This window comes from Clostridium septicum (assembly GCF_003606265.1).
Taxonomy (GTDB): domain Bacteria; phylum Bacillota; class Clostridia; order Clostridiales; family Clostridiaceae; genus Clostridium; species Clostridium septicum.
Genome location: NZ_CP023671.1, coordinates 1,261,955 through 1,282,495, shown reverse-complemented (window position 1 = coordinate 1,282,495; position 20,541 = coordinate 1,261,955). Strand labels below are relative to the sequence as shown.

The 20,541-nt window shown below is 28.4% G+C and carries 23 protein-coding genes and 3 pseudogenes; 25 read left to right on the top strand and 1 reads right to left on the bottom strand.

Annotated elements, in window-relative coordinates; all coding sequences use genetic code 11:
• Positions 1 to 11: 11 nt before the first annotated feature.
• The 19 genes and pseudogenes from CP523_RS05700 (at position 12) to CP523_RS05615 (ending at position 13,936) form a co-directional block, all read left to right on the top strand.
• Positions 12 to 1,241, top strand: a complete 1,230-nt coding sequence (locus CP523_RS05700) for an IS110 family RNA-guided transposase (RefSeq protein ID WP_120140651.1) — start codon at positions 12 to 14, stop codon at positions 1,239 to 1,241.
• Positions 1,242 to 1,404: 163 nt separating this feature from the next.
• The gene (locus tag CP523_RS05695) at positions 1,405 to 1,902 is read left to right on the top strand and encodes a deaminase domain-containing protein (RefSeq protein WP_207666562.1); all 498 of its coding nucleotides are present in this window, start codon (positions 1,405 to 1,407) and stop codon (positions 1,900 to 1,902) included.
• Between the two features lie 27 nt (positions 1,903 to 1,929).
• Positions 1,930 to 2,334 carry a hypothetical protein gene (locus tag CP523_RS05690; protein WP_120140649.1) on the top strand — a complete coding sequence of 135 codons (405 nt, stop codon included), beginning with the start codon at positions 1,930 to 1,932 and terminating at the stop codon, positions 2,332 to 2,334.
• Between the two features lie 835 nt (positions 2,335 to 3,169).
• A complete protein-coding gene (locus CP523_RS05685) occupies positions 3,170 to 3,472 on the top strand; it encodes a hypothetical protein (protein ID WP_205687133.1) in 303 nt (100 codons plus the stop codon).
• Positions 3,473 to 3,496: 24 nt separating this feature from the next.
• Positions 3,497 to 4,000 (top strand): hypothetical protein, encoded by a 504-nt coding sequence (locus CP523_RS05680; protein WP_120140648.1) that lies wholly within the window; start codon positions 3,497 to 3,499, stop codon positions 3,998 to 4,000.
• 446 nt (positions 4,001 to 4,446) lie between these two features.
• Entirely contained in the window at positions 4,447 to 4,812 is a 366-nt protein-coding gene (cdiI, locus tag CP523_RS05675; RefSeq protein ID WP_162925955.1) for a ribonuclease toxin immunity protein CdiI, read from the top strand.
• 389 nt (positions 4,813 to 5,201) lie between these two features.
• Positions 5,202 to 5,561 (top strand): SMI1/KNR4 family protein, encoded by a 360-nt coding sequence (locus tag CP523_RS05670; protein ID WP_120140647.1) that lies wholly within the window; start codon positions 5,202 to 5,204, stop codon positions 5,559 to 5,561.
• A gap of 7 nt (positions 5,562 to 5,568) precedes the next feature.
• Positions 5,569 to 6,096: an RNA 2'-phosphotransferase gene (locus CP523_RS05665; RefSeq protein ID WP_341466915.1), complete on the top strand. Its 528-nt coding sequence runs from the start codon at positions 5,569 to 5,571 to the stop codon at positions 6,094 to 6,096.
• Positions 6,097 to 6,201: 105 nt separating this feature from the next.
• Positions 6,202 to 6,375, top strand: a pseudogene (locus CP523_RS05660) (hypothetical protein); the annotation flags it as partial.
• A 34-nt stretch (positions 6,376 to 6,409) separates the two neighbouring features.
• Entirely contained in the window at positions 6,410 to 7,120 is a 711-nt protein-coding gene (locus tag CP523_RS05655; RefSeq protein ID WP_120140645.1) for a hypothetical protein, read from the top strand.
• 787 nt (positions 7,121 to 7,907) lie between these two features.
• Positions 7,908 to 8,450, top strand: a complete 543-nt coding sequence (locus CP523_RS05650; RefSeq protein ID WP_120140644.1) for a TNT domain-containing protein — start codon at positions 7,908 to 7,910, stop codon at positions 8,448 to 8,450.
• 1 nt (position 8,451) lies between these two features.
• Positions 8,452 to 8,682: a hypothetical protein gene (locus CP523_RS05645; RefSeq protein ID WP_120140643.1), complete on the top strand. Its 231-nt coding sequence runs from the start codon at positions 8,452 to 8,454 to the stop codon at positions 8,680 to 8,682.
• Between the two features lie 903 nt (positions 8,683 to 9,585).
• On the top strand, positions 9,586 to 9,999 hold the full coding sequence (locus tag CP523_RS05640) for a hypothetical protein (RefSeq protein ID WP_120140642.1): 414 nt from the start codon (positions 9,586 to 9,588) through the stop codon (positions 9,997 to 9,999).
• 28 nt (positions 10,000 to 10,027) lie between these two features.
• Positions 10,028 to 10,288: a hypothetical protein gene (locus CP523_RS05635; RefSeq protein WP_120140641.1), complete on the top strand. Its 261-nt coding sequence runs from the start codon at positions 10,028 to 10,030 to the stop codon at positions 10,286 to 10,288.
• 504 nt (positions 10,289 to 10,792) lie between these two features.
• Positions 10,793 to 11,185 (top strand): site-specific integrase, encoded by a 393-nt coding sequence (locus CP523_RS16335; protein ID WP_227909563.1) that lies wholly within the window; start codon positions 10,793 to 10,795, stop codon positions 11,183 to 11,185.
• 15 nt (positions 11,186 to 11,200) lie between these two features.
• A pseudogene (locus CP523_RS16330) lies at positions 11,201 to 11,692 on the top strand (tyrosine-type recombinase/integrase); the annotation flags it as partial.
• A gap of 253 nt (positions 11,693 to 11,945) precedes the next feature.
• Positions 11,946 to 13,180: pseudogene (locus CP523_RS05625) on the top strand (IS110 family RNA-guided transposase).
• A 44-nt stretch (positions 13,181 to 13,224) separates the two neighbouring features.
• Entirely contained in the window at positions 13,225 to 13,617 is a 393-nt protein-coding gene (locus tag CP523_RS05620) for a hypothetical protein (protein ID WP_205687131.1), read from the top strand.
• Positions 13,618 to 13,627: 10 nt separating this feature from the next.
• Entirely contained in the window at positions 13,628 to 13,936 is a 309-nt protein-coding gene (locus tag CP523_RS05615; protein WP_120140640.1) for a hypothetical protein, read from the top strand.
• Between the two features lie 832 nt (positions 13,937 to 14,768).
• Here the strand turns inward: CP523_RS05615 and CP523_RS05610 are convergent.
• Positions 14,769 to 15,791: an IS6 family transposase gene (locus CP523_RS05610; protein WP_120140639.1), complete on the bottom strand. Its 1,023-nt coding sequence runs from the start codon at positions 15,789 to 15,791 to the stop codon at positions 14,769 to 14,771.
• A 123-nt stretch (positions 15,792 to 15,914) separates the two neighbouring features.
• On the opposite strand from CP523_RS05610, the gene CP523_RS05605 reads away from it, so the two are divergent.
• From CP523_RS05605 to CP523_RS05580, 6 genes are all read left to right on the top strand, one after another.
• Positions 15,915 to 16,469: an imm11 family protein gene (locus tag CP523_RS05605; protein WP_120140638.1), complete on the top strand. Its 555-nt coding sequence runs from the start codon at positions 15,915 to 15,917 to the stop codon at positions 16,467 to 16,469.
• On the top strand, positions 16,451 to 16,576 hold the full coding sequence (locus tag CP523_RS16465; protein WP_265586020.1) for a hypothetical protein: 126 nt from the start codon (positions 16,451 to 16,453) through the stop codon (positions 16,574 to 16,576). The genes CP523_RS05605 and CP523_RS16465 overlap by 19 nt, the downstream gene beginning before the upstream one ends.
• Before the next feature lie 757 nt (positions 16,577 to 17,333).
• Positions 17,334 to 17,771, top strand: coding sequence for a deaminase domain-containing protein (locus tag CP523_RS05600; protein WP_120140637.1), 438 nt, complete (start codon positions 17,334 to 17,336; stop codon positions 17,769 to 17,771).
• Positions 17,771 to 18,118, top strand: coding sequence for a hypothetical protein (locus CP523_RS05595; RefSeq protein ID WP_120140636.1), 348 nt, complete (start codon positions 17,771 to 17,773; stop codon positions 18,116 to 18,118). The genes CP523_RS05600 and CP523_RS05595 overlap by 1 nt, the downstream gene beginning before the upstream one ends.
• A gap of 979 nt (positions 18,119 to 19,097) precedes the next feature.
• Positions 19,098 to 19,901, top strand: coding sequence for an AHH domain-containing protein (locus tag CP523_RS05585; protein WP_120140634.1), 804 nt, complete (start codon positions 19,098 to 19,100; stop codon positions 19,899 to 19,901).
• Between the two features lie 23 nt (positions 19,902 to 19,924).
• Positions 19,925 to 20,479 (top strand): imm11 family protein, encoded by a 555-nt coding sequence (locus CP523_RS05580; RefSeq protein ID WP_120140633.1) that lies wholly within the window; start codon positions 19,925 to 19,927, stop codon positions 20,477 to 20,479.
• Positions 20,480 to 20,541 lie beyond the last annotated feature (62 nt).

The following is a 20,541-nucleotide window of genomic DNA, read 5'->3' as shown; positions in this document are numbered from 1 at the left end:
AGTGAGTAGATATGCATAAAAAGCAAAATCATGTATATGTTGGATTAGACCTACATAAAGATACCCATACCGCTGTAATAATTGATTGTTGGGATGAGAAGCTAGATTCAATAACAATTGAAAATAAGCCTTCTGATTTCACAAGACTAATGAATAAGGTAAAGAAGATAGCTGGGAAGTTAATACCAGTATATGGACTTGAAGATGTTCATGGCTATGGTAGAAGTCTAGCAGTATTTCTAATTGAAAGAGGAATGATAGTAAAGGAAGTTAATTCCGCACTTTCCTTTATGGAAAGGATGAGTTATCCAACTACTAAAAAGAGTGATGATTGGGATGCTAAGTGCATAGCATCAGTACTTTTAAGAAAGCTAGATACACTACCAAATGCTAATCCACAAGACCTATATTGGACTATAAAAATGATGGTTAATAGAAGAGATTCTATGGTAAAAACAGTAACAATGTTGACTAATCAACTTCATGAGAACCTAAACTATAATTACCCAAGCTATAAGAAATTTTTTTCTGATGTGAATAGTAAAACTGCATTAGCTTTCTATGAGAAGTACCCATCACCGAAACACCTAATAGGTGTAACCGATGAAGAACTAGCAGAGTTTCTAAGGAAACCTAGTCATAACAGTTGCTCCACAAGAAAGGCTAAAGAGATACTAGATATTGTGGAAAGTGATGGAGATACAACAAGAGAATACCAAGAGTCTAGAGATTTCATCATTCAGAGCATTGTAAGAGACATTGCATTCAAGAATGAGGAAATAAAGAAGGTTGAAGTAGAGATGAAGAAGCTACTAAAATTACTAGACCTAAAGCTAGAAACAATTCCAGGAGTAGATACTGTAACTGCAATAGCACTTGTTGCTCACATAGGAGATATAAAAAGATTCCGTAACGCTGATAAGCTAGCTAAATTTTCAGGAATAGCACCAGTAAATTTCAGTTCAGCAGGTAAAGGAAAAGATAAAAAGAGTAAACAAGGTAATAGAGAGCTTTACGGAGTATTCTACTTCCTAGCAGTACAACAGATACAAGTCTCTAAGAAAGGAACTCCTAGAAATCCAATTTTTCTAGAATACTACAAGAGAAAGATTTCCGAAGGTAAAACCAAGATACAAGCATTAGTGTGTGTAATGAGAAGGCTTAATAACATTATCTATGGAATGATGAAGAATAAAACCGAATATGTAATGCCTAATGTAGAAATAAAAGAAGTAGCATGATAAAATAGGATTAACAGATTAAGACTGGAAAAGTAGCTACATAAAACTAAAAATGGTAAGTGATTAGAAGTAGTGAAAAAGTAATGCTAAGCATTGAAAACACTAGGTTCATAGAAAAGACAGACTCTGCCCCAGGGGGGCGGCTAAACCTATTGGTAACTTATTGAGAGATGAATCTAAAGTCGTAAGAACAAAACTATATGATTCGATAACAACATTCAAAAATTCTGATGAATATATTAATTTATCTAATACACAGCGGAAAAAAATAGATAGAAGAATTGATAAGTTAGAGCTGGGGAATGTTGCAACAGCAGATGTTAATATACCAGGTATAAAAAAAGAATTTAGTGCTCATAGTCAAATTCATTCCATAGATAGTTTAGGAGCTGATGTTATGGATTTTTCATATACACCAGCAGAAAGTGAGCGTATCTTTAAAAATTATGTGGTAGATGAGTTTCCAAGATATAATGATACAGAAGCCAAGATTCTTGAAGACATAGCTTCTAAAATAAAAGATAAAAATATTAAAGGGGAAGTTAATCTTTTCACAGAGTTAGATACATGCCAAAGTTGTACAAATATTATATTAGAATTTAGAGCAACGTATCCTAATATAAAGTTAAATATCTTTACCAATAATACTGTAACTCCATAAAAGGAGAAGTTTAAGGAGGTTTATTAAATGAATTTTAGTGTTGAATATGAAAGTATTAAAGATTCTATTGTGTATAGTTTTGAAGAATATGTAGAAGAGGATGGGTTTACAGCACCTCAAGCGGCAGCTAAAACATTTGAAGAAGAATGGAGAAGATTAAACTACAATATGTTTACTAAAACTACATATTATATTTGTACTGCGATTGAGTGTTTTAAATTAAAAGAGATACCAGATTTTATATATGATAAGCTAGACATGTATATCAATTGTACTGATTTTGAAGATGATATTAAGAAACAGGATATAGAACAATTATTACAAGATATACGTGAATGTAAAGAGTTAATGGAACTTAAAAATTATAAAATTATAGAATCAAGTTATGGTGCAAAATCAAGAATTGAATATATCCTTAGTTTAAAGCCATAATTAAAAAAGTGAAATATAGAAGGGATTTTAACTGCATAATCTAAATAATGTAGTGAAAGAAGTTAAAAAGGTTAATGTTTCAGTAATGGAGCATTAATCTTTTTTTCATGCACTGAAATAATTATAAAAGCCAATATAACTAGGATTGAAAACTACCGTAAGCTGAAAGGCAAGGAAATCCTAGACTCAATAATTCCACTTGAAATCGAGGGGAATTCAGAACATATAATATGTAGGGGAAAAGCTATAAAAGGAAACACACTACTCATATGCATTCGTAGGTGTAAGTTCGACTAGCTAAATGTAAAATTTAGAGTCTCACTTAAAAATAAAAAGAATTGAAAAGATAAAACATATAAATAATGGAACTTGGAAATAGGAACTCGGGACTGGGAAAGAACAACGGGGTGATAGGGGGGAACAAGAACCTAAAGGAAAGTAATAATTGAAATAGACATAAAGTCTATTTCAATAAAAATAAATAAAGATAGAAGAAATTGAAGAAAAGATAAATAGGTAAAGAAAAAGATAAAAAGAGTAAACAAGGTAATAGAGAACTCTACGGGATTATGAAAAATAAAAGTAAATATGTAATGCCTACTGTAGAAATAAAAGAGGTAGCATGATAAAATAAGGTTAACAGATTAAGGAAAATTAAGGCTGAAAAAGTAACTACATAACAGAAAAATGATAAGTAGTTGAAAGTAGTCTTAAAACTGTTGGAAGGGTTGAAAATACTTAACTCTACCACTAAAAATAATAAGACAGACTCTGCCCCAAGGGGGCGGGTAATGCTAGTAAGACAGTATGGGATAATATAAAGATTACTCAGCCTATGTATGATGGTACTAAAATACCTAAATCATTCGAATTAACAGCTAGTGGAGAAAAGTTCTGGGTACATCCAAATGGTACGAAGCATATGGTTGAATATATAACAAGAGACCCTATGTCACACGGAATGCCTATAAATAGCCAAACTCTACTATCAAGCTTTCAAAACTCAGTTTCAGGTGCAGTTAAGCAAGGTGTTAAGTATGATGAAATTATGAATTCAGGAAATTGGGAATTGATTTTTAGTAAACCAAGAGGGGATGGGTTATTGCCAGTAATAAAACATGCTGTGTATAGACCATAGCTAAATGAAAGGTAGTGGTATAAGATGTTAAAAGTATTTAAACATGAAGAAACTAAAAAAGAAAATATTGAATTCGATATATATACACCAATAAATATAGAATTTGGAGTGTGGAATATTTCAAAAGAACCAACTATATACTGGAGAACAGGAGATTTTAGTGGCTCATTAATAGAAATAGGAATAGGGCAGTATAAGAAAGATGTACGTTCTATAACATTAACTATATGTAAAAATGTATATGAAGTAGATAATTATTATGAAGACAACTTTAATATAGTTAAAGGAAGTCCTATATTAGAATTAGAAAATATTAACAATGAAATTTATACAGATGAAAATGGGATATTAAAAGTATATATAGAAAGTAAAAGTGTAAGTATAATATTTTCAGAAAATGAAATTAGTAATTGCTTACAAAATCATAATGTTAATTTCTATCTAGATGCCAATAAATCACTTGTAGGATTAAGAGTTAATAATATTAGTGAGGAAAATAAAGCTATACTTAAGGACGCATTAGCGTAGTTTACAAGTTACTGCAAAACCAATAAAATTCTCACTTCATAATAAGGAGTATTTTAGAATATTATTAAATGAATAAAAGATGAATAATAATCTTAATTCATAATATTAATAATGAAGTGAATAGGGGCAAAGGGGGAAGCGTGGAAGATAAAATTGAAAAGTAATTTCTAGTTGATGAAACTAAAAATACTTTATAAAATCTTTACCACCTTATCTCCCTTTCAACCTAAATTAAAAGAAAATATCGTTGTAACTGAAATGTCGATACTACAATAGTGTCGATATTTTTTTATGTAATTATATTGAGATGGTAGGAGATACAGAAAATGCTACTGAAATAGTATTAATACTTTATAATCTAAGATATCTAGGAATGAAATCTACCGTAAGCTGATAAGCTAGGAAATCCCAGTGTAAATAATATATACAATTGATGGAGGTAAACAATGAAAATAACTAATAAAGAAGATATTAACAAGTATATTAAATATTATTATGAGCATATTGGTGAGAAGAATTTATTAAAGGCATTAACTAATTATTCTGATTCAAGAGGATTTGGAATAGAAGATATTTGGTGTTGTTTTGCAAATGAATATGAAGAATGGGAAGAAGATTATTTTGGAGAAAGTGGAGTAGCGTATTACTTTGATTATCCAGCAGTGGATAAAGATTGTATAGTGATATTAACTTACGAGGAGTTTTACAAGTGTTTAAGTGATGTTTGTAAAAAATATGTTGAAAATAATGAAGAACAAAAAGTAGTTATATATGAATATTTAAATAAAATAAAAATAAATTTAGGTTTATAATTTAAGAAAAGAGGTTATCGGATAAAAACTGATATCCTATTTTTCTTGAATTTGTATGTAATGATTAGTTAAAGTATAGATAAGATATTTGGTATTAATTTATTATTAAGGAGGCACTTAGAATATGGAATTTGTATTATTTTAATAAGGTATTTTAAAAGTAATTTAATTATTAAAAACAGAGGATGTCAGACGAGAGGTCAGCAATATTTTGCTAAGACATTACTGCTACAGAAAGTATGATTTCACCTTAAATTTAGGTAGGTAGCATCATTGCTAAACAACTTAGAATTGAATATTATATTTTTAAGAATTGGAAAGCAAAAAGCATCATTTAGAAATAATAATCCATTTGGAGCAGATACTATGGAAAGGATAGGTAACTAATTGTGAATATAGAAATTTTAGAAAAAAAATTAGGATTTGACGGATTTCAATATCCAGATTCATTTATTAAAGCAATAGAATTAAATTTATTAGATTTTGATTTGTGGTATATAATGGATGAAGAAAGGGTGTTAAATAGATTAAAAGGAGTTACAGAAAGATATCCTAATAGAAAGCTAATACCTTTTGCAAGACGAGATGATAATGACGATATAGCATGCTTTGAAGTAGGTAAAGATGAGAAAGTGCAGATAATACATGATTTTGCATCAGAAGGTTATGAGCAAAGAAAAGAATATAATGATTTTTGGGATTGGTTAAAAGATGCAATTGACGAAATGATTGAGTTTAATAGAGAATAAAAAGGAGATGAATCATATAAATTATTTAGGATTAAGTAAGGAAATATCATACGCTCTTAGGCATGCTCCTTGGGAATATGAATTGGAATTAGATGAAAATGGATGGGTTAGTGCTGAACAGTTATTGACTGCACTTAATGAAAGTGATAAGTGGGAGAATGTAACTTTAGAAGATTTAGAGCATATGATAGAAAACTCAGATAAGAAGAGACATGAATTAGTTGAAGGTAGAATTAGAGCTATATATGGACATTCTATACCTAAGAAAATAGTAAAGGAAAGCACTGAACCACCAGCAATATTATATCATGGTACTGTAAGACGTTTTATAAAATCAATAGAGGATAAGGGATTATTACCAAAGGGAAGACAGTATGTTCATTTGTCTAATGATATTAAAACTGCACTTCAAGTTGGTAAAAGACATGATAATAAACCTATTATTCTTGAAATTAGTAAAAAGTATATAAATAATTTACTGAATAATATTAATAATGCAGTAAAAAGACGAAATGAACCAGCTGAAATTAAGTAGGTTGGTTCATTATTTTTTTAGTAGTTAACATACGCTATAAATATATTTTTCAAAAGAACTATATTAAAATTTTTTAGCAATAAATATACTTAAGATGAGGTTGTAAATATGATTATGGAGGCACATATGAATAAAAAGTTAGTGCCAAATACAAAAGGGTGTTATAGAGGGGTAGCTAATAATGGAATGACAATAGAAATGTATTTATATAGAAATGTTGATGGAAGTAACATAGCTGATATAATAACTGCATATCCAGTTCATAGTAGCACTTTATAGTAATGAAAATATTTAATAATAATTGGAGGATTAAATGAAACAAATAAATTTTGAAAAAATATCATTAATTAATGATATTAACAAGTATAATAATGAATATTTTAAATGCATAGATGAGAAAAATTCCACAAGCTCACTAAACTTTAAGTCATTAATTTTCAAAGTTATGTACTATGAACATAACTTTGAAATAAGGATGTTCATACAAGAAAATGATAATGATATAAATATTGAAGTTTTATTTGAAAATATTTGCAAAAATGTAGATGTTGAAGATTCCATTATGGATTCTATTATACTTGAAATAAGTAAATGTGCTAAAGTGGTAGAAAACAAGTTAAAAACATACGATGATATAAAAGATAAGTTGAATAATTTTAATGGCAAAATTAATTTAGATAGTATGTTTATTTATAAAAATAAACATAACTTAATAACTGAATTAGATAGTTTTCAAGATGAAATTAAACAATTATATTTGACTTTAAAACCTAATAATATGGAGTATAATAATTATATAAATGAGTTATTTGTATTTGGTGAAAATGGTATAAAAACAGCATTAGTATTAAAAGAATTGGGTATAGCAGATTTTAGAAAAACTAGAAGTGGATATCTGATTAATTTTTTAGATGACACATCAAACTATTCAAATAGTTTTATTTATAATTTTTCAAAAGAGATTTCCAATATTGGTATTCCATCAATGGCTATACCAATTGAAATATTAGAGCGTTCATGGTAAAGAAAATTTGAAATTTAATTAACTTACTACATTTTATAAAATAACTTACTTCATAATGATGATATTAAAAAGCATGAAAGATTAAAGTGAGGTAGTTAATATAATTAAGTTAATTAATATTAACAAGAGTTTACTGCATAATTGTAATAATGCAGTTAATCAAGTAAAAAGCCCATAAAGCCCTAAAAATAAAAGTACAAGATATATTAAACTTTAAATAGTTGAATAAATAATCTAATACATTTTAAAACATGGGCTTTAAGGGCAATAAGAAAATTTAAAAAGGTTAATGTTTCAGTAATGGAGCATTAATCTTTTTTTCATGTAGTGAAATAGATTTAAAAGTAAAGATAACAAGTCTTGTAAAGATACCGTAAGCTGAAAGCAGAGGAAATCCTAGGCTCAATAATTCCACTTGAAAGTTAGTGGAATTGTTAACATAATATATGTAGTAGAAATATATATAGGAAACACACTACTCATATGCATTCGTAGGTATAAGTTCGACTAGCTAAATGTAAAATTTAGAGTCTCACTTAAAAATAAAAAGAATTAAAAATATGAAACAAATAAATAATGGAACTTGGAAAGAGGAACGGGGGGATAGGGGAACGAGAACCTAAATGAAAATAACAATTGAAATAAGAATAAAGAATTAATAACAATAAAAAGTGTTACAATTAAATTTTTATTAGGAATAGAAGATGCACTTGTAGGAGTAGCAAAAGATATTTTTGAATTTGCAAGTCATCCAATAGATGGTGTAGTAGGAGTAGAAAAATCTATAATGGGGTATCTTCCAGAAATAGCAAATAAAATAAAAAATGGAGAAAGAGTTGAAAGGATAGTAGATTCTATTAGAGGATCTAAGGGGGTAAGTGAAGCTGATAAATTAAAATTAAGTTCTTGGAAATACGCTCCAGATGAAGAACTATATTTAAAGTATAAAGATGTATTTGATAACCCTAAGTATTACAATCAAACAACAGGTGAAATAAATTGGCCAGGTCAACATGGAGATAAAAATATAGATGGATTTCTTAATGGTAAATTTTATGAAGTAACTTTAAAACCAGGAGAAAAAATTGATAGATATGGAACTGATTATGGTTCTTTCGCTTCGCCAGAAGGAATATCTTATGGTCAGAGAGCATTAGCACCAGGAACAGATTTAAAACCATATAGTGTATTTGAAGTTATTAAGCCAATGAAGGTAAAGGCTGGTGAGATTGCACCGTGGTTTAATGAAACTGGTGGAGGTATACAATATGTGTTACCAGATATAATAGATGAGTTATTAGATGCGGGAATAATAAGGAGAGTAAAATAAAATGACAATAGTTGAGTTGGAAAAAGAATTAAATAAAATAGGAGTTCCAAAAGAGCTATACTCTTTAATGATAGGTGGATTTCCTAATGAAAAATTATGTATTGTTAAGGAAGAATCATGGCAAGTTTACTATAGTGAGAGAGGTCATAAATCTGGATTAAATGTATTTGATACAGAAGCAGATGCTTGTGAGTTTTTTTTAAGAAAAATGAAACGTTACTCAACCATATAATATTTATCATTATAAAAAGTATAAATGCCTATAGGATGAATTTGGATTCTTGGAAGGTTAAATAATTAGCGTTAAATGTGTAACAAAAAATAACAAGTATTATTTAGAAGTAACTGCAAAACTCAAAGTAAAGTAACTGCATAAATGGATTAAACTTAAAAGTATAGTAAGACTAACAATAGCAACAAAATAATTAAATTCATAATTTTAATAATGAAGTGAGTAAGGGGCAAAGGGGGAAGAGTGGCAGATAAAGTTAAAAAGTAAATTCTAGTTGATAAAACTAAAAATACTTTCTGAAATCTTTATCACCTTAGCCCCTTTTAACCTAAAGTAAAAGAAAACATCGTTGTAATAGAAGTATCGATACTACAGTAGTGTCGATATTTTTTTATGCAATTATGTTGTAATAGTAGGAGATACAGAAAATACTACTGAAATAGTACCAATACTTTTAAAAGCCAAGATAACTAGGGGTGAAAGATACTCTAAGTTATAAGCAAGGAAATCATAGGTTCAACAATTCCACTTGAAATCGAGGGGAATTCAGAACATATAATATGTAGGGGAAAAGCTATAAGAGGAAACACACTACTCATATGCATTCGTAGGTGTAAGTTCGACTAGCTAAATGTAAAATTTAGAGTCTCACTTAAAAATAAAAAGAATTGAAAAGATGAAACATATAAATAATGGAACTTGGAAATAGGAACGGGGGGATAGGGGGACGAGAACCTAAATGAAAATAACAATTGAAATAAGAATAAAGAATTAATAACAATAAAAAGTGTTACAATTAAATTTTTATTAGGAATAGAAGATGCACTTACAGGAGCAGCAAAAGATATTTTTGAATTTGCAAGCCATCCAATAGATGGTGTAGTAGGAGTAGAAAAATCTATAATGGGGTATCTTCCAGAAATAGCAAATAAAATAAAAAATGGAGAAAGAGTTGAAAGGATAGTAGATTCTATTAGAGGATCTAAGGGGGTAGGTAATCGTAATAAGTTTAATTTCAGTAATGAGAAAAAATTTGATAAACATTTTGATAAGCATGTTATTAAACAAGGTGAGTTCGGAAATATTACAAAAGATGATTATTTAAAGTTAGCAAATGAATTTATAGATTCAAGTGGTAAAAATGTTTTATCTAGAACTGCGTCAAATGGAGATATATTGAAGTTTAATAATAAAACAAATGAATTTAGTATAGTAACTAAGGAGGGCGTTATTAGAACATACCATAAATTGAATCCACAAATTCATGGTAAAGGTACTAATTTAGATTATTGGAATGGTCCAGATTGTAATTATTAATTAAGCATAGATGTTTAGGAGGAGTAAAATGGAGAAATATACATGTCCAGTATGTGGATACCCTAATTTAGAGGAGCCACCAAGAGATGAAAATGGAAGACCATCATTTGATATTTGTGATTGTTGTGGAATTGAGTTTGGATATGAAGACTGCACAGAAGAAAATATAATAAGATATAGGAATAAATGGATAGAATCGGATGGCGAATGGTTTAGCAAAGATTCGAAACCTAATAATTGGAGTATGGAGCAACAATTAAAAAATATTGATATAAAGTTAAATAAGTAGGATCAAAAGCACTTCTAAATTAATTCGGAAGTGTTTTTTTCTTCAAAATTATAATAATCTTTAAATAAAATATATCAAGATAAATGGAATTAATAAATTATATATGGAGGGATTTTATAATATGGGATTTTAAATAATTTTACTAAGGAATTAATAACAAAAATAATTAAAGAACATAAGAATGTCAGACATTAGGTCAGCAAGGGTTTGCTAAGACATTACTGCTACAGAAATTATGATTTCACCTTATTTTTAGGTATGTAGCATCATTGCTAAACAACTTAGAATTTAATAGGTATTTCTATCGTCTCAATTGTTAATTGAGACGATAGAAGGAATGTGTACGAAAGTATTGATATTACTAATGTGAATAGGTTTTGTCAAAAGAAAAATTACTGAAACAGTAGTAATTGGCACTAGGATAATTATGTCTAAAAATATATTTGAAATTCATTAGAAAGAATTTATACAATATCAATAAATCCTTTAAGGGAGGTGGTATTTATGAATGATAAATGGAATTTTGAAATGGATGAAAAAACTTTAAATATATATAGGAATTTAAGTAATCAGATTGATAAGGTATTTATACATACAAGACAAGGTAGCATAAAAACTAGGCATAGATATGAGGATGGAATGAATCATTTTGCTAAGTTTTTAGCAGAAACATTTAAAAAACAAAACTTAAATAAGATAGAGAATAAACACTTGCAATCTTATGTGGAGCAAATGCAAGAAAGTGGTTATTCAAAATCTTATATTACAACTAATTTATCTGCCATAAGGTATTTTATTGATGTAAAAGGTGGAGATAGTAAAAGGCTATCTACTAATAAGGAACTTGGTATAGAGCATAGAACAAAGGAAGATAGAATTGGATGCAACAAGGCTTAGAGTGAAAATGAAGTTCAAAAATTTATTGAATATGCAGAGAAAAACAAAGAAGTTAGATATGCTAATATGGTGAAACTTGCATATTCACAAGGACTTCGAATTCACGAAGTAGCAAGGCTTGATAAAAGCCAATTAGTTAATGCATTGAAAGAAGGAATTTTAACTGTAAAAGGTAAAGGTGGATTAGTTAGAAATATACCAATTCATAATAAGGAACTAGTACAAAGCCTTTGTGGTAATACAAAGAATGGTGATAAGGTATTTATAAATAAAGAGGAACAGACACATAAGGTTATAAATAATTTACAAGTGTTTATTTATAATTATAATAAGGAATTTAATAATAGCGATAAGAATTTAACATTCCACGGTTTGAGACATGCCTATGCGCAAAATAGGTATAGAGAATTAAGAAATAAAGGTATTGATGATTATAATGCAAGGCTTAAAGTCTCTAAGGAACTTGGATATTTTAGGGTGGAAATAACAGAGATTTACCTTAATTAAAAATAAAAATTAGAAATGTCGACTCATTTCTTGAAAAAAGAAAAAAGATTCATATAATCTGTGAATGAATTAGTTAATAACTTTTCAAGAAATTGATAGACTGTCGCCCCCTTGCGAACTATAAATAGTTAACGCTGTGATTGAGGTTGTCACTTTTTCTTGAAAAGATGTTATATATAGATAATTCCCTTTGAGATATTCCCGGGAGTATTAAAGAGGTTAAGATAATAAATTTGAAAGAGGAGTGATGGCTATGAGAGATAGGCAAAAATATGTTTTTATAGGAGCAGATGTTCATAAGGAACAACATACAATAGTTATAATTAATTGTTGGTCAGAGGTTTTAGGAGATTTTACATTTGAAAGTAAAATCTCTGAATACCCAAAGGTTATAGAAAAATAAATGAAGTTATTCCATATGGGTTAGTACCTATTTGGGGATTAGAAGATGTTTGTGGAAATGGTAGATCACTAGCCGTTTTCTTAAAAGAAAATGGTTATACTGTAAAAGAAGTGAACCCTTCTTTTTCAAGTAGTGAAAGAAAAAATCATGCTACAACTAAGAAGAATGATTATTGGGATGCAAAATGCATTGCAGATGTTTTAATAAGAAAATTAAATGAGTTACCAGAGGTTACGCCAAATGATTTATATTGGACATTAAAGCAATTTGTTTATAGAAGAGATTCTTTAGTAAAATCAGCAACTACTGCTAAGATACAACTACATGAGCAACTAGTTAAGAATTATACAAGTTATAAAAAGTTCTTTTCTAATATTGATGGTAGTACTGCATTAGAGTTTTGGGAAAAGTATCCTTCTCCGACAACATTAAAAGGAGTAACTGTAATTGAATTAAGAAATTTCTTGCGAAAAGTAAGTAAGAATTCTTGCTCAACTAAAAAAGCAACAACTATTTTAGAATTAATAGAAGGAGATGGAGATACCTTTAGAGAATATCAAAGTAGTAGAGATGAACTCGTAAAAAGTTATGTAAGAAGTCTAAAATACTATAAAGAAGAAATAGAAAAATTAAATAAACAAATTAAAGATATAATAAGTAATTTAGATTATAAATTAGAAACTTTAACGGGAGTTGGAACAGTAACGGCTGCTCAACTTATATTAGAAATAGGTGATATAAACAGATTTAAAAGTGCTGAAAAGTTAGCACAATATGCTGGAGTTGCTCCAGTAAGATTTAGTTCTGCTGGTAAAGGTAAAGATAAGAAGAGTAAACAAGGAAATAGAAATTTAAATGGAGTATTATATTTTCTTGCAATTCAACAAATTCAAATCTCAAAGCAGTCTAAAATTCCTAGAAATGAAATTCTTTATGAGTATTATCAAAGAAAATTAACAGAAGGTAAAACTAAAGTGCAAGCATTGATATGTATAATGAGAAGATTAGTAAATATAATCTTTGGGATGATGAAAAATAAGACAGAGTATGTTATGAAATATAGACATGAGAGAATAGCAAGTTAAAGGTGGTAGTTAGGCTATCACCTTAGCCTTTAATCAATTTTCATTTGATTGAGGGGGTAAGTAAAACTAATTGGAATTCTAAAGAATTTTTAGACGAATTGGCCAATAGTGGTGTAAAATACAATGCAGATGATTTAGTTGCTGTTACAAAAACACCAGATGGGAAATTGGTGTGGTTAGAAAATGGTAATTCACAGGCAGGATTAAATCATGTTATGAATCATGCAGATGATTTTGCAAAGAAAGGGATTGCAAAAGACGAAATTACAGATTTAGTTATGACAGCATTAAATAAAGGGGAAATTGTTGGTTACCAAGGAAAGGGAACTGGAAGACCAATATATAAGGTCACATTTAATGGTGAAACACAAGGCGTTGCGATTACTGTAGGAAGTAATGGATTTATAGTAGGTGCAAATCCAAAATCATTACCTTAGGAGGAGAAAAATGAAAAAGATAAAGATATTTTTAGATTACCAATGTTGCCCTTTATGGGCATATGATGAAGAAGGAGAATTAATATGTAATGAATTAATTGACGAATTGAAAAATGAAACAGAAATAGAAGAAATACTTGATGATATTCAGAATACATATGATAGCCTTTTTGTTGACAATGATATATATTTTGAATATCAAGGGTTTGAAAATGAAGAGGAAAAGGATGCATTTTTAAGAAAAATATCAAGGGTAATAGATTTAATCCAATTAAAAGTTGGAGGAATATATATAGTAGAAAACAAAGTAAATGTATAAGTATTTTACACAGAGTTTTAAAAATTTATTTTTAAAATTCAAATAATTAATATTAAAACCACTTCTAATTGAATTTTAGAAGTGGTTTTTAGTTAAAAAAAATTATTTTTACTTGAAATTAAAACAATTAATAATATAGTCTATTAATACTGATGGCATTTATTAGTTTTAATGAAGAATTTTAATAATAAAAGGCATTTAGTTAAAACTAAAGGAATTTAGACGTAGTATAATAATAGTATAAGATAAATCAAAAAAATATTTAGTTAAAACTAAAGGAATTTAGACTAAAAGGCAAATTAAATATATGCTTTCTCTCTAGCATGTAAACTACAAATACAAAGGAATTAATGAATAAATTAAGGTATTTTATGACTTATTAAAGAGAGTAATGAGATGTTAGACTTTAATGTCGGCTGTAAGGCTATGATGTTTCCGCTACAGCAGTAATAAATGCACCTATTAGTATAGGAATGTAGCCAGATTACATACCACCCCGTCTCAATTAGAAGTAATTGAGACGGGGTTTATACTAATATGGAAAGTATTGATTTTACTTGTTTCAATGCTTTACTTTAAGTGAATTTATCTGAAAAAATACTGAAACAAGATATTTAAAATCTTTCTTTAAAATAATCTTGACTTTAAAGGGAATCTTTTCATAAAATTTTGTTACACTCGAATCTGTTAAGTTGATATGAAAAAATAGCTTGATTTTTCATAGAATTGCTGGCTCTTTGAAAATTATATAAGTTTGAATGTTTTATTGTATGGCAAATAAGCCTACAATAGCATTGATTTTTTGCAGGTTAATCAAAGGTATTAAATTTAATTAAGATGCTGAAAACCAAGAGTTTTTAGCAAAGCTATCGCTGGCGAAGCCGGCAACTTCTGCTGGAGTACAGTTATTTAATGATCCATGTGGTCTAATAAAGTTATAGTGAAAGATAAATAAATATATAAGGTTATTAGCTTTCTGAAAAGAGTTGAATCCTTTCTTGCTTTTATACCAGGCTTTAAATGTTTTATTAAATGATTCAATTAAATTATTATTTATATCACTAGACATTGGAGCTACAGGAATATGAGTTGTATTGGGCAATAGCGTAGCCACGGCTTCATTATATGAAGGTAATCTATCAGTTATAAAACTAACTGGTTCACCAAATTTTTTATCTTCATTTACCAATGTGTACGCTGAATCAGAACTTCTAGATTTAGTTAAATGAAATGCTAAAATAAATCTAGTTTCTGAATCAATAGCTAACCAAAAGTAGTATCTTTCACCATTAATAAATACTACTGTTTCATCAGCGTGCCAATCGTCAGATTGTAGGTTTAAACTAGCTTTAAATTTATCAGCCTTTTGTTTAAAGAAAGGTGCAAATTTATTAGTCCAACTGGCTATCGTAACATGAGATACCTTAATTCCAGAGTTAATCATCAAGAATTGAGAAATAGCCCTTGTTGATGAATTATTTAAAAAATAGAGTGTGAGTGTAGTTAATATAACATGAAGTGGAAAACGCATTCCTTTCATAGAAAGGGAGCTGGTAATAGCTTCGCTAGAAGCATTATCTATATTAAGAGAATGATGATTAACTATAATATGGTTACATTTTTTATTATTACATTTATAGCGATTATAATGTTTGTAGGAATGATGTAAGTAAGTGCCTTTACCGCACTCAGGGCATCTAGGATAGTTTTTTAAAACTCGGCTACTGACTTTGTCAGGAGCGAATTGTCGCTTGCAATTTTGGCATTGATATTTTTGATTAGCCTGCTTGTCTAAACCAAACTTATATAGTTTATTTGAATGACAGCGAGGACATTTAATATTTGTTTTGTTCATTGTTCTTCTCTCCTTTTCTAGGGGGAAATTAGTTCTTGTCAAACTTATTGTATTTCCTAGAGTTGAGAAGAGCAATGTTCATATAACTTAACAGATCGAAATTCCCTATAAGGAGGTTTAGATATGAAAATATGGGATTTGCAAGAAGATGTTAATGTATATGAGCATATCACACTTGTAAATGGTAGTAATGAAGATTGGATTAAGTTTGGAGATATGTTCCAAGGAAAGCAATTAAGAGAAGAATGGCAACCACTTAAATTAAAGTTGATTCAACATGGAGGGACATTGAAGAAAGGCGATATGCCATATCTTTCTCCAGGAGTTCCTGTTTTTAGTGATAAAGCTATACATGTTTTAAAGAGTCAGTTTAGTAGTTGTGTTGAGGTTTTGGATACGGATTGTGACATTGGAGACTACAAAATTATAAATGTCATAAAAGTAATCAACTGTCTTGACTATGAAAAATCTGAGATATTAAGATATAGAGACTCTGATAGGATAAAAGCTATTAGTAAATATGTTTTCAAACTAGATTTGATTGAAAAGCTAAATATATTTAAAATAGTAGAGCAACCACGAGGTAAGGTTTTTGTATCTGATGAATTTAGAAACAAGGTTATTCAAAGTGGTCTTGAAGGTTTTAAGTTCATTGAAGTATGGGATTCAGAAGAGTAATTTCTGGTAGCAAAATTTTAACGAATTTAACTGCAAAATACTTGATACTATCAGATGGGAAAGTAAAATGGCTAAATTCAATGATATTATGTATAGATGAAGTATAAGAACATGCTTCATAATTGTAATAATGCAGTGAGAAGATGAAATGAACTAGCTGAAAGTTGAGTAGGCTAGTTCATTATTTTTTTAGCAGTTCTACAGACATAAGTATCTGATAAAGAACTTACTAGCTAATTAAGGCTAGTGACTTTAGATGCCAGTAAAACGAGGATGGAAGATATGTGTAGGTTGAAAGATAAGGAAATCCTAGGCTCAATAATTCTACTTAAAAGTTAATGGAATTAAGAACATATAATATGTAAGGGAAAAGATAGAAAAGGAAACACACTACTAATATGAATTCGTAGGTATAAGTTCGACTAGCTAAATGTAAAATTTAGAGTCTCACTTAAAAATAAAAAGAATTAAAAATATGAAACAAATAAATAATGGAACTTGGAAAGAGGAACGGGGGGATAGGGGGACGAGAACCTAAATGAAAATAACAATTGAAATAAGAATAAAGAATTAATAACAATAAAAAGTGTTACAATTAAATTTTTATTAGGAATAGAAGATGCACTTGTAGGAGTAGCAAAAGATATTTTTGAATTTGTAAGTCATCCAATAGATGGTGTAGTAGGAGTAGAAAAATCTATAATGGTATATATTCCAGAAATAGCAAATAAAAAATGGAGAAAGAGTTGAAAGTATAGTAGATTCTATTAGCGGAACTAAGGGGGTAAGTGAAGCTAATATAAGAATTATTGATGAGTTAACTGATTCTGAATTTTTAGATAAAATGAAAGAAGTTAAAAAAATATACCTAAAAAAATCAGAGGAAAATATAATTTTGGTTATGCAGATGTTAATATTGAAGGAATAGATAAAAAGGAATTTTTTGCACACAGTGGGATAAAGGATATTGACAGTATTGAAAATCCATTGCAAAGAGAAAAGTTAAGTAACATATCTATTGAACCATCACAAGATAAAAGAGTATTTGATACCTTAGAGGTTAATGAAAGAAATGAAATTAATGGAGCTGGAGCATGGGATAGAAGTAGAGATACAGAATTTAAAATACTAAATGAATTAGCTAATAAATTAGGGGATAATACTAAAGCTTATGGAAAAATAAAATTATATACAGATTTAGATTGTTGTCCTAGTTGTAAAAGTGTAATTAAGCAATTTCAAGAAAGGTATCCTAATATAAATATTGAAGTAATTTATAAAACTAAAGGTGGAGGAAAATAATGAATATTGATTTTTTTGAACTTAAATATTTAATTACAGATAGTTTTTATAGTGAAATATTAAAAAATAAATATTCTTTTGAGCAATCGGCTGGAATATGTTATGAAGCATTTGATGAATATATAAATAGTGAGGCTATAGAATCTATAATATCAATATCAGAAATAATTAGATTAAAAATAAGGCATCAAGTTGAATTAACACAATACGACATTGATAATATAAAAAAGGTACTTATCTTATTTAAAGCAATGAATGTAGAAAAAATATTAAATACTTCTGAGTACGAATACTTAGAAGAAGATATTCAAACTATAGAATATCAGTATAATAAATTAGAAAAATGATATTAAAAATCTGAAAATAATATACAAATAGTTAAAGATGAGTTAGAAAGAATAAAATAAACTAACTTATAGCTAGATTCAAAAATAATAGTAATCTAAATACATAATAGTTAGAATTTATTAAATGTAGTAAAATAAATATTTTTATAGAAATATAATACTGCATAATTCTAATAATGCAGTGAATAGGGGGCAAAGGGGGAAGAGTGGTAGATAAAATTGAAAAGTAATTTTTAGTTGCTAAAACTAAAAATACTTTCTAAAATCTTTACAACCTTATCCCCATTTCAACCTGAAGTAAAAGAAAATATCGTTGTAATAGAAGTATCGATACTACAATAGTGTCGATATTTTTTTACATTGAATTACGATGATAGTAGGTAATGTAGAAAATACTACTGAAATAATACTAATACTTTTAAAAGCCAAGATAAGTAGGATTAAATGATACTGTAAGCTGATAATCTAGGAAATCCTAGGCTCAATAATTCCACTTAAAAGTTAATGGAATTGAGAACATATAATATGTAAGGGAAAATATATAAAAGGAAACACACTACTAATATGAATTCGTAGGTATAAGTTCGACTAGCTAAATGTAAAATTTAGAGTCTCACTTAAAAATAAAAAGAATTGAAAAGATAAAATAAATAAGAATAAAGAATTAATAACAATAAAAAGTGTTACAATTAATTTTTTATTAGGAATAGGAGATACACTTGTAGGAGTAGCAAAAGATATTTTTGAATTTGTAAGCCATCCAATAGATGGTGTAGTAGGAGCAGCAAAAGGAATTTTATTTCTAAATAAAGTAAGAAGCAATCCAAGTTGTGAGGAAGCTCTAATATTAGATAAAATTATTGTAGATGCAGTAGAGAACTTTATAGATTCAAATTTAAATGAAAAAGCTAGAGTATTAGGAAGAGTAGTAGGAGAGATAGTAATAATAATAGCAACAGATGGAGTAGCAGAATCTATAATGGGGTATCTTCCAGAAATAGCAAATAAAATAAAAAATGGAGAAAGAGTTGAAAAAATAGTAGATTCTATTAGAGGAGCTAAGGGAGCGGCAGAAGCTGTTTCTAAGATAAGAACTGTTTCAAGTGATTTCCTAAACTATGTAAAAGATAGTATAATAGATTTAGGAGATAGAATAGCATATAAACCTGCTTTAGCTGGAGCTAGTGATGATGCATTTTATTATATGAGCAAGTCAGAGATAAGTGATATTAATAAGCTAGAAAGTACAGCAAGGTCTGCAGGTAGACTAGAGGAGTCTGCTTGTGAAATTGCAAAAGATACAAGTAGAGTTATATCAATGACTGAAAGAATAGCTGAGTATGATAAGGTTATGCATAATACTACTTTGAAAGTCTCACATACTGCTAGTGAATCTCATGCTGATATACTAAGAAAAGAATTATATGCTGAAGGTATTACCCCGCCACCTTATGGAAATGCATGTCATCATATTGTTGCATGGGATGCTGAGAAAGCTAGTGTTTCAAGAGGAATACTTTCAAAATATGGAATAGATGTTGATTCGGCATCTAATGGAGTTCTATTACCTTATGAGAAGAATGCATATGTTACTACTGAAGCTATGCATAATGGAGGACATTCGGCTGAATATTATTTACAAGTTGAAAATCGATTGAAAGAAGCAGATAAATTTATAGTTAGCAAGAATTTAAGTGTTAATGATGCTAAAATGATTATGTCTGAAACATTGAATAATATTAGAAAAGACCTTTTAAATGGAATTCTAAAGGTTCATAATTAGAAACTAAGAGAATGGGTGATTTTATGAAAATATGGAGAGTTGATAAAAATGTAGATGACTATTCAGGCTTTTACTTAAAAAATGAAGATGACAAGAATATATTAGAGGAAAAGCTTGATAAAGGTGATTTAGTTAGTAATTGGAATGAATTAGAAGTAGAAGTACATGAAGCGGATAAACCTATAGGAGATTGTCCTCATCTTTGGTCAGGTGGATATTCTTTAATTGTGAGTGAAAGAGGGAAAGAAATAATAAGCAACAATTATAAGAATTACATTCAATTTTTATCGTTAAATTACAGCCAAGAAAATCAGAAATTTTATGTATTAAATAATCTTAATATAATTGACTGTGTTGATTATAATAAATCTGAATTAGAAATATTGATGAATAAGTATATTGTTGATGTAAAGAAGTATGTTTTTAATGAAAATGCTAAAAAAGCACCTATATTTAAAATATATTTAGATGGAGTTATTAAAATAAGTACTTTTGTTAATAATGACTTTAAAAATCTAATAGAAGATAGTGGATTAGAAGGATTTAAGTTTACAGAAGTATTTGATTTCGAAGCTTAATGCATTAAAAATTAAAAAGTTACTGCATAAGATTATAAATATGAATAAGTGTTATAAGATGC